The sequence below is a fragment of the Acidovorax sp. genome, from assembly GCF_022763525.1.
Taxonomy (GTDB): Bacteria; Pseudomonadota; Gammaproteobacteria; order Burkholderiales; family Burkholderiaceae_C; genus Acidovorax.
This window is the reverse complement of record NZ_JALEGG010000016.1, coordinates 1-9,505: the sequence shown is the minus strand read 5'-3', so window position 1 is coordinate 9,505 and position 9,505 is coordinate 1. Positions and strand designations below refer to the sequence as shown.

Sequence of the window (9,505 nt, the reverse complement as noted above, 5' to 3'; positions counted from 1 at the left end):
GGGCAGGTCCACCCGGCGGAACACGATGCCGGTATCCGGCTGCGCCGGCCGCAAGGTCAGCTCGACCCGCTGGCCGCTGTGCAGGCCTACCCCGACGGCACGGGTCAGAGTCTTGAGGGTGCGTTGCTTGAGCATCTTCCGATTTTAGTGGCGCGGTGTTCTCCGTACCTGCCTGAAGGGCAACCCTCGTAATCCCTGACCACTGTCGAGAGCGGCGAATCCACAATGGATGGCAGACATATGACTTGTAGCAAGAAGCCTTTCCGATCCTCTTCACCCCGCCTTCACGAGCGGGGTGCCAGGGCGTAGAGTTTTCAGATCCACGGAGGTTTCCATGAACAAACTGAGCTTTAAAGGCAAGATCCTGCTGATGCTGGCCAGCGCGCTGGCGGCGCTGGTCTTGATGGCGATCATCTCGCTGTTGCAGCAACGCAGCCAGATCGTCGAATCCCGGCGCGAATTGCTGACCACCGCCGTGCAGTCGGCGCACAGCATCGTGGCCGCCTACCAGGCCAAGGCCGCCAGCGGGGCCATGCCTGTCGAAGAGGCCCAGAAGGCCGCCAAGGACGCCCTGCGCATCGCGCGCTACGGCGGGCCCGAGGGCAAGACGGAATATTTCTATATCTGGACGACCGATGGCGTCGGCGTGATGCACCCCATCAAGCCCGAATGGGACGGCCAGAACATGATCGGCAAGGTCAAGGATGGCGCGGGGAACGACATCATTGCCCAACTGGTGGACGGCATGCGCAGTAGCCGTGACGGCAAGGCCTTCGTGTCCATGATGTTCGCGCGCCCCGGGCAAACCACGCCTGTGCCCAAGCTGCAGTACATCGTCAAGGTGGATGGCTGGAATTGGATGGTGGGCTCGGGGCTGTACACCGATGACATAGACGTCCTCGTGCGCAAGGCGTTGCTCACCAACCTGGCAATCGTGCTGGTCGTCACGCTCATCGTCGTGGCCGTTGGCCTGCTTGTCACCCGTTCGGTGCTGCGCCAGATCGGCGGCGAACCGGCGGACGCCATCGCCATCATGTCGGACGTGGCCGGCGGCAACCTGGACACGAAAATTCCGACAGCACATTCGGGCTCGCTGCTCGATGGGCTGGCGCACATGGTCACCTCGCTGCGCAAGCTCGTGCTCGATGTGCGCTCGGCGACAGACAGCATCGCCACCGCATCCAGTGAGATCGCCCAGGGCAACAACGACTTGGCGCACCGCACCGAGGACACCGCCAGCAACTTGCAAAGCACGGCCAGCAGCATGGAAGAGCTGACCAGCACCGTGAAGCAGACATCCGACTCGGCCCAGACCGCCAACCAGATGGCGACCTCTGCCGCGGCAGTGGCTGCGCGCGGGGGCGAGGTGGTGTCGCGGGTGGTGGCGACGATGCAGGAGATCAACGCCAGCAGCAACAAGATCAGCGACATCATCGGTGTGATCGATGGCATCGCTTTCCAGACCAACATCCTCGCGCTGAACGCGGCGGTGGAAGCCGCCCGTGCGGGTGAACAGGGCCGCGGCTTCGCCGTCGTGGCCAGCGAAGTGCGCAGCCTGGCACAGCGCAGCGCCGAAGCCGCCAAGGAGATCAAGGCGCTGATCGGTGCGTCGGTCGAAAAAGTCGAGTCGGGCACGCAGCTGGTGGGCAATGCCGGCGCGACCATGACGGAGATTGTGGACAGCGTGCAACGCGTGACGGACATCATCGGCGAGATCCGTTCTGCCACCTCCGAGCAGAGCCAGGGCATCGCGCAGGTGAACACCGCCATGAACCAGCTGGACCAGATGACGCAGCAGAACTCGGCCCTGGTCGAGCAATCCACGGCGGCGGCCGACAGCCTGCGGGAGCAGGCCCTGAAACTGACACAGGTCGTGGCCCTGTTCCGCGTGAGCGGCGGCAGTGCTGGCGCGCCGAGCCTTGCCACTGTGCCTGCACCTCCTGCCCGGCAGCCGGTGCGCCCCACCCCCGCCCCACGGCCCGTGGCGGCCCCCGCCAAACCCCTGACCTCGTCGTCGGCCAAGGCCCCAGCGGCGCCGCGCCCCGCCGCCAGCAAGAAGACGCCACCTCCTGCGGCGCTGGCCGCGCCTGTCGCGAGCAAACCGCCGGCGAACGACACGGACGACTGGGAATCGTTCTGAGCCGTTCAGAGTCTTTCGAACCCTCCAGATCGTCGGGGCGGCGCCCGGGCACTTTCGAGGCCCAGTTCCCGTCCTGACAACGTTAAAAGGCCCTGCCAGCATGAGCGCTGGCAGGGCCTTTTAACGTTTGGTGCAACCGCCGCACCCCGGCAATGGGGCTAGCGGCTGAACGTTTCGCAGGGGCCGTGCCCCCGCCGGCGCGTGCCTCAGTCCGCCTGCTTGCGCAGGAAGGCCGGGATCTCCAAGTCGTCCATGCCGCCAGATGACAGCGCATCCACGCGGGCCGCAGCCTGCGTGCGATTGGTGCGCCAGACACTGGGCACCGACATGCTGCCGTAGTCGGCCTGGGTGCCGCCGGCATGGCCGCCTTGCACACCCATGGCACCGCCCATCGCGCCCACACCCGCCACGGGGATCTGATAGGCCATGTTGTCGGTGCCCGTGCGCAGGCCGCCTTGCACCACCGAGATCGGCTGGCGGCGTGCGTTGGCGCGCGAGAGGCCGGTGGCCACCACCGTCACGCGGATCTCGTCGCCCAGTGTTTCGTCGTAGGCGGCGCCGAAAATGACATGCGCGTCGGGCGATGCGTAGGCGTTGATGGTGTTCATGGCCTGGCGCGACTCGGACAGCTTGAGGCTGCCCTTGCTCGCCGTGACCAGCACCAGCACGCCCTTGGCGCCCGAGAGGTCGATGCCTTCGAGCAGCGGGCAGGCGATGGCCTGCTCGGCGGCGATGCGCGCACGGTCCGGTCCGCTGGCCGTGGCCGTGCCCATCATGGCCTTGCCGGGCTCGCCCATCACCGTGCGCACGTCTTCAAAGTCGACGTTCACCTGACCGTACTCGTTGATGATCTCGGCAATGCCGCCCACGGCGTTCTTGAGCACGTCGTTGGCATGGGCAAAGGCCTCGTCCTGGGTGATGTCGTCGCCCAGCACGTCGAGCAGCTTCTCATTGAGCACGACGATCAGGGAGTCCACATTGGCTTCCAGCTCGGCCAGGCCCTCGTCGGCGTTCTTCATGCGGCGGCCGCCCTCCCAGTCGAAGGGCTTGGTGACCACGCCCACGGTGAGGATGCCCATCTCCTTGGCCACGCGCGCGATCACGGGCGCAGCGCCCGTGCCCGTGCCGCCGCCCATGCCGGCGGTGATGAACAGCATGTGCGCGCCCTGGATGGCGTCGCGGATGTCGTCCACGGCCGCCTCGGCTGCGTCACGCGCCTTTTCAGGCTTGCCGCCGGCGCCCAGGCCGCTGCCGCCCAGCTGGATCACGCGGTGGGCCGACGTGCGGGTCAGCGCCTGAGCGTCGGTGTTGGCGCTCACGAACTCCACGCCTTGCACGTTGCGCGCGATCATGTGCTCGACGGCGTTACCGCCGCCGCCGCCCACGCCGATCACCTTGATCTGGGTGCCCTGGTTGAATTCTTCGGCTTCGATCATTTCAATGGTCATCTTGGAGCTCCTGTTCTAGATTCGTATGCAATTGCCAATTTGGGAAATGGGGTGGTGAAAGCTGGAAGCGTGGCGGTCCTGTACATCGCCATCGCTTTCGCGGCATTCGGTGCGGGCTGCCGCGGGCGAGCCAGAAAGCCCCCACGCTTGCCACTGCGTGTGCTGCGCTGCCCCCCAAGGGGGCCCTCGATCCTTGGGGAGGCCCTGCGGCGCTCATTCCGGGGTGTTTCATGGCTAGAAGTTCCCCACGATGAAGTCCTTGAAGCGGCCAAACGCCGTCTTCATGGAGCCGCTTTTCTGCGCCACCTTGAAGCCGCGCAAGCGTGCCAGGCGCGCCTCGTCGAGCCAACCCATGACGGTAGCCGCACGAGGCTGGGCCACCATGTCAGACAAGGCGCTGGAATACTTCGGGATACCACGGCGTACGGGCTTGAGAAAGATGTCCTCGCCCAACTCGATCATCCCGGGCATCACCGAACTGCCGCCCGTGAGCACGATGCCCGAGGACAGCACTTCTTCATAGCCCGATTCGCGCACCACCTGCTGCACGAGCGAGAAGATCTCCTCCACCCGCGGCTCGATCACGCCGGCCAGCGCCTGCTTGCTGAGCATGCGCGGGCTGCGGTCGCCCAGGCCCGGCACTTCGACCTGCGCCTCGGGGTCGGCCAGCAGCTGCTTGGCGTAGCCGCTTTCCACCTTGATGTCCTCGGCGTCCTTCGTGGGCGTGCGCAGCGCCATGGCGATGTCGCTGGTAATGAGGTCACCCGCAATCGGAATCACCGCCGTGTGGCGGATCGCGCCGCCGGTGAAAATCGCCACGTCGGTCGTGCCCGCGCCGATGTCCACCACCACCACGCCCAGCTCGCGCTCGTCGTCGGTCAGCACGGCCTGGCTGCTGGCCAGCGGGTTGAGCATGAGCTGCTCTACCTCCAGGCCGCAGCGGCGCACGCACTTAATGATGTTCTCGGCCGCGCTCTGCGCGCCGGTCACGATGTGGATCTTGGCCTCCAGACGGATGCCGCTCATGCCGATGGGCTCCTTCACATCCTGCCCGTCGATCACAAACTCTTGCGGCTCCACCAGCAGCAGGCGCTGGTCGCTGCTGATGTTGATGGCCTTGGCCGTTTCCACCACGCGCGCCACGTCGGCCGAGGTGACTTCCTTGTCCTTCACGGCCACCATGCCGCTGGAGTTGAGGCCACGGATATGGCTGCCGGTGATGCCGGTGTACACACGCTGGATCTTGCAGTCGGCCATCAGCTCGGCCTCTTTCAGGGCCTGCTGGATGCTCTGCACCGTGGCGTCGATGTTGACCACGACGCCACGCTTCAAGCCGTTGCTCGGGGCCACGCCCAGACCGGCCAGCTTGAGCTCGCCATTGGGCAGCACCTCCGCCACCACGGCCATGACCTTGGCCGTGCCGATGTCCAGCCCCACCACAACGTCTTTGTATTCTCTTGCCATATCAGTCTCTGCCCTTCTCTGTTCTACGCCGCCGCGCGGCCAACGCCACGCAGTGCCCCAGGTTCTTCAGCGTTCTGTCCTGCCGCATGCCGTCACCTCCTGCGCACCGTGGTGGTGGCAGTCGCGCCGGTGCCGTCGGCCGCCACGGTGGTCACTCCGCGCAGGCGCAGCGCATACCCGCCCGTATGACGCAGGTCGGCCGATTCCAGCGCATCGACGCGCCGCCCATACTGCGCCGCCACCTGGGTGAGCGTGCGCGTGAAGCGCTGGGCGCGCTGCACCACCTCTTGCGCGGTCCCGCCCCCCAGTTCAATCACCGCGTCGCTGTCCAGGGTCACGCGCCAGCCGCCGCGGCCGGTCAACTCCAGCATGTCCACTTCCAGCCCCAGGGGCTTGAAGACGGGCGCGAGCAGCCCGTGCATCTGCAGCACTTCGGGCGAACTGCCCGCCGGGCCCATCAGGCGCGGCAGGCCTTCCTGCTCCACATCGCCCACGTTGGCCTCGAACACCTCACCCTGCGTGTTGACCAGTGCCGAGCCGCTCTCGGGGCCCCAGTACGCCACGGCGTCATGCTCCTGCAGCTGCACATGCAGGCTGCCCGGGTATACGCGCTGCACTTCGGCGCGGCGCACCCACGGCACCTGCTCGAACGCCGCCCGAGCGGCGCGCAGGTCCACGGTGAAGAAATTGCCGGCCAGATGCGGCGCCACGTTGGCCCGCAGGGTGACCGCGTTGTTGTGCACCAGATCGCCATGCACCACGATGCGCGACACCGCAAAGCCGGGGTAGCGCAGCACCCACCACGCGCCCGCCGCCAGCGCGCCCAGGGCCAGGCCCACGAACAGGGCCGATGCGGTCCAGTTCATGAGCTTGACGTCGAGCGGCGCGGGCAGCGTATGGTTCATCAGTCCCCCTTCGGCCTCGCCGGGGTGTCCAATGCAGCGCTCGCCAGGATGCGCAGGCACAGCGCTTCATAGCTGATGCCCGAAGCCCGCGCGGACATGGGCACCAGCGAGTGGCCGGTCATGCCGGGCGACGTGTTCATCTCGAGCAGGAACGGCTTGCGGTCGCTGGCACGGATCATCAGGTCCGCCCGGCCCCAGCCGCGGCAGCCCAGCGTGCGGTAGGCCTGCAGCACGATGCGCTGGATCTCGCGCTCCTCGGCTTCGGGCAGGCCGCTCGGACACTGGTACTTCACGTCGTCGGTGAAGTACTTGTTCTGATAGTCATAGGCGCCATCGGGCGCCACGATGCGGATCACTGGCAGTGCGCGCGCGTCCGCCCCCTGGCCCAGCACGGGGCAGGTCACTTCCTCGCCATCGATGAACTCTTCGCAGAGCACGTCGGGGTCGTACTTCGCCGACAGCGCCACCGCCTCCTGCATGTCCGAATAGCCGCGCACCTTGGTCACGCCAATCGACGAACCCTCGCGCGGGGGTTTGACGATCAGCGGCAGGCCCAGTTCGTCGGGCACGGTGCGCACCACCTCACGTTGTTGGCGGTCGGGGGCGAGCCACACATAGCGCGGCGTGGGCAGGCCTTCGGCCGTCCAGACGCGCTTGGTCATGACCTTGTCCATGGCGATGGCGGACGCCATGACGCCGGGGCCGGTGTAGGGAATGCCGAGCAGTTCCAGCGCGCCCTGCACAGTGCCGTCTTCGCCATGGCGGCCGTGCAGCGCAATGAACGCACGTGCATACCCATCCCGCTTGAGGTCGCCCAGCTCATGGTGGGCGGGGTCGAAGGCATGCGCGTCCACTCCGCTGGAACGCAGGGCCTGCAGCACGCCCGAGCCGGACATGAGCGACACCTCGCGCTCGGCCGACGTGCCGCCCATGAGCACGGCCACCTTGCCCAGCACCTTCACATCGATATTCAATTCAGTATGCGTCATAGCCCCCGTCCCTCCTGCGCCTTAAGCTCACTATTTTGTAGCAAATCCACGACCTTGCCGGGCACGGCGCCAATGGAGCCCGCGCCCATGCACATCACCACGTCGCCACCCTTTGCGTTGTCGGCAATGGCCTGCGGCAGGTCGGCCACGTTGTCGACGAACAGCGGCTCCACACGACCCGCCACCCGCAGTGCGCGCGCCAGCGACCGGCCGTCGGCCGCCACCACCGGCGCCTCGCCGGCGGCGTACACCTCGGTCAGCAGCACCGCGTCGGCCTGGCCGATGACCTTCACGAAATCTTCGAAGCAGTCGCGCGTGCGGCTGTAGCGGTGCGGCTGGAAGGCCAGCACCAGCCGCCGGCCCGGGAAGGCACCGCGCGCGGCCGCCAGCGTGGCCGCCATCTCCACAGGGTGATGGCCGTAGTCGTCGATCACGGCGAACGTGCCGCCGTCCTTGGCAGGCAGGTCGCCATAGCGTTGGAAGCGCCGGCCCACGCCCTTGAAGCCTGCGAGCGCGCGCTGCACGGCTTCGTCGGGGATGTTGAGCTCCACCGCCACGGCAATGGCCGACAAGGCGTTGAGCACGTTGTGCTCGCCCGCGAGGTTGAGCACGATGTCCAGGTCGGGCAGCGTGACGCCGTTGCGGCGCTGCACGGTGAAGTGCATCTGCCCGCCCTCGGCCCGCACATTGATAGCGCGCACCTGGGCGTCTTCCGAGAAACCGTAGCTGGTGATCGGGCAGGTCACGCTTTGCAGAATTTCGCGCACGGCCGGGCTGTCCACACACAGAATGGCCGTGCCGTAGAACGGCATGCGGTGCAGGAAATCGACGAATGCGCCTTTGAGCCGGTTGAAGTCGTGCCCGTAGGTCTCCATGTGGTCGGCGTCGATGTTGGTCACCACAGCCATCACCGGCAGCAGGTTCAGGAACGACGCATCGGACTCGTCGGCTTCAACCACGATGTAGTCGCCGCTGCCCAGCTTGGCGTTGGCACCGGCGCTGTTCAGGCGCCCGCCGATCACGAAGGTCGGGTCCAGCCCCGCCTCGGCCAGCACGCTGGTGACGAGGCTGGTCGTGGTCGTCTTGCCGTGCGTTCCAGCGATGGCGATGCCCTGCTTGAGGCGCATCAGCTCGGCCAGCATGAGGGCGCGCGGCACCACCGGGATCTTTTTCTCCCGGGCCGCCAGCACTTCGGGGTTGTCGGCCGTCACGGCCGTGGAAGTGACCACGGCATCCGCGCCGTCGATGTGCGCGGCCGCATGGCCCAGGCAGGTCTTGATGCCCAGGCCTTCGAGGCGGCGCAGCGTGGCGCTGTCGGCCAGGTCCGAGCCCGAGATGCGGTAGCCCAGGTTGAACAGCACCTCGGCGATGCCGCTCATGCCCGCACCGCCCAGGCCGACAAAGTGGATGTGGCGAATGGCGTGTTTCATGGTTGGGCCAACTCCTCGCAGGCAGTCACCACTTCGCGGGTGGCGTTGATTTTTTGCATGTTTTTGGCCTTCAGCGCAATATCTGCAAGCGCAGGGCGCTCCAATTTCAATAGCATTTGCGACAGCCCCTCGGGGGTCAGGTCGCGCTGCTGGATCAGCCAGCCGCCGCCCGCATCCACGAGGAACTGCGCATTGGTGGTCTGGTGGTCGTCCACCGCCGAGGGGAACGGCACGAACAGCGCAGCGGCCCCCACGGCGGCAATCTCGGTCACGGTGCTTGCACCGGCGCGGCAGACGATGACGTCGGCCACCGCAAACGCGCTGGCGGTGTCGTCGATGAAGGGTGTGCACTCGGCCTGGACCCCCGCGGCGGCGTAGTTCGCGCGCAGCGCATCAATCTGCGTGGCGCCGCTTTGGTGAATGACCTGCGGACGCTGGCCGGCGGGCATGAGGGCGATGGCCTGGGGCACGATCTCGTTGAGCGCACGCGCTCCGAGGCTGCCGCCCACCACCAGCAGGTGCAGCGGGCCGGTGCGGCCCGCAAAGCGCTCGGCGGGGCCAGGCTGCTGCGTGAACGGCTTGCGCAGGGGGTTACCCACCCACTGGCCCTGCTTGAACACATTGGGGAAGGCGGTGAACACCCGGTCGGCCACACCGGCCAGCACCTTGTTGGCCATGCCGGCCACGGAGTTCTGCTCATGCAGCACCAGCGGCTTGCCAGCCAGCACGCCCATCATGCCGCCGGGAAAGGTGATGTAGCCGCCCAGGCCCACCACCACGTCCGGCTTCACGCGGCGCACCACCTGCAAGGCTTGCCAAAACGCACGCAACAGGCGCAGCGGCAGCAGCGCCAGCGTCAAGACGCCTTTGCCGCGCACGCCCGAGAAATCGATGAGTTCCAGCGCAAAGCCGTGCTGCGGCACGATGCGCGACTCCATGCTGCCGGGCGCGCCCAGCCAGTGCACACGCCAGCCGCGCGTGCGCAGCTCCTCGGCCACCGCGAGGCCCGGAAAGATATGGCCCCCGGTACCACCGGCCATAATGAGGGCAGTCTTTTGCCTGCTCATGCGCGGCCCCCCCTCATGAGGAGCTTGTTCTCATAGTCCACTCGCAAGACAACCGCCAGCGC

General features: G+C 67.0%; 8 protein-coding genes. 1 reads left to right on the top strand and 7 read right to left on the bottom strand.

Annotated elements, in window-relative coordinates; translation table 11 throughout:
• Positions 1–135, bottom strand: a 135-nt coding sequence (locus MRY84_RS01235) for a UDP-3-O-acyl-N-acetylglucosamine deacetylase (protein ID WP_291503955.1), incomplete at its 3' end; no start/stop codon positions are given.
• Positions 136–334: 199 nt separating this feature from the next.
• Between MRY84_RS01235 and MRY84_RS01230 the strand changes: the two genes are divergently transcribed.
• Complete coding sequence (locus MRY84_RS01230; protein ID WP_291503954.1) at positions 335–2,140, top strand: methyl-accepting chemotaxis protein; 1,806 nt, start codon at positions 335–337, stop codon at positions 2,138–2,140.
• 206 nt (positions 2,141–2,346) lie between these two features.
• Here the strand turns inward: MRY84_RS01230 and ftsZ are convergent, their stop codons facing one another.
• The 6 genes from ftsZ to murG all read right to left on the bottom strand — a co-directional run bounded on the left by ftsZ (position 2,347) and on the right by murG (position 9,443).
• Entirely contained in the window at positions 2,347–3,588 is a 1,242-nt protein-coding gene (ftsZ, locus tag MRY84_RS01225) for a cell division protein FtsZ (RefSeq protein ID WP_291503953.1), read from the bottom strand.
• A gap of 234 nt (positions 3,589–3,822) precedes the next feature.
• Positions 3,823–5,052 carry a cell division protein FtsA gene (gene ftsA, locus MRY84_RS01220; RefSeq protein ID WP_291503952.1) on the bottom strand — a complete coding sequence of 410 codons (1,230 nt, stop codon included), beginning with the start codon at positions 5,050–5,052 and terminating at the stop codon, positions 3,823–3,825.
• A gap of 92 nt (positions 5,053–5,144) precedes the next feature.
• Positions 5,145–5,957, bottom strand: coding sequence for a cell division protein FtsQ/DivIB (locus MRY84_RS01215; protein WP_291503951.1), 813 nt, complete (start codon positions 5,955–5,957; stop codon positions 5,145–5,147).
• Positions 5,957–6,946: a D-alanine--D-alanine ligase gene (locus tag MRY84_RS01210; RefSeq protein WP_291503950.1), complete on the bottom strand. Its 990-nt coding sequence runs from the start codon at positions 6,944–6,946 to the stop codon at positions 5,957–5,959. The genes MRY84_RS01215 and MRY84_RS01210 overlap by 1 nt, the downstream gene beginning before the upstream one ends.
• Complete coding sequence (murC, locus tag MRY84_RS01205; protein WP_291503949.1) at positions 6,943–8,376, bottom strand: UDP-N-acetylmuramate--L-alanine ligase; 1,434 nt, start codon at positions 8,374–8,376, stop codon at positions 6,943–6,945. Before murC ends, MRY84_RS01210 begins: the two co-directional genes overlap by 4 nt.
• Positions 8,373–9,443, bottom strand: coding sequence for an undecaprenyldiphospho-muramoylpentapeptide beta-N-acetylglucosaminyltransferase (gene murG / locus MRY84_RS01200; protein ID WP_291503948.1), 1,071 nt, complete (start codon positions 9,441–9,443; stop codon positions 8,373–8,375). Before murG ends, murC begins: the two co-directional genes overlap by 4 nt.
• Positions 9,444–9,505 lie beyond the last annotated feature (62 nt).

Bases quoted from the DNA above. Each gene is read 5' to 3' on its own strand.
- MRY84_RS01230 (WP_291503954.1), top strand. From the start codon at position 335: ATGAACAAACTGAGCTTTAAAGGCAAGATCCTGCTGATGCTGGCCAGC.
- ftsZ (WP_291503953.1), bottom strand. From the start codon at position 3,588: ATGACCATTGAAATGATCGAAGCCGAAGAATTCAACCAGGGCACCCAG.
- ftsA (WP_291503952.1), bottom strand. From the start codon at position 5,052: ATGGCAAGAGAATACAAAGACGTTGTGGTGGGGCTGGACATCGGCACG.
- MRY84_RS01215 (WP_291503951.1), bottom strand. From the start codon at position 5,957: ATGAACCATACGCTGCCCGCGCCGCTCGACGTCAAGCTCATGAACTGG.
- MRY84_RS01210 (WP_291503950.1), bottom strand. From the start codon at position 6,946: ATGACGCATACTGAATTGAATATCGATGTGAAGGTGCTGGGCAAGGTG.
- murC (WP_291503949.1), bottom strand. From the start codon at position 8,376: ATGAAACACGCCATTCGCCACATCCACTTTGTCGGCCTGGGCGGTGCG.
- murG (WP_291503948.1), bottom strand. From the start codon at position 9,443: ATGAGCAGGCAAAAGACTGCCCTCATTATGGCCGGTGGTACCGGGGGC.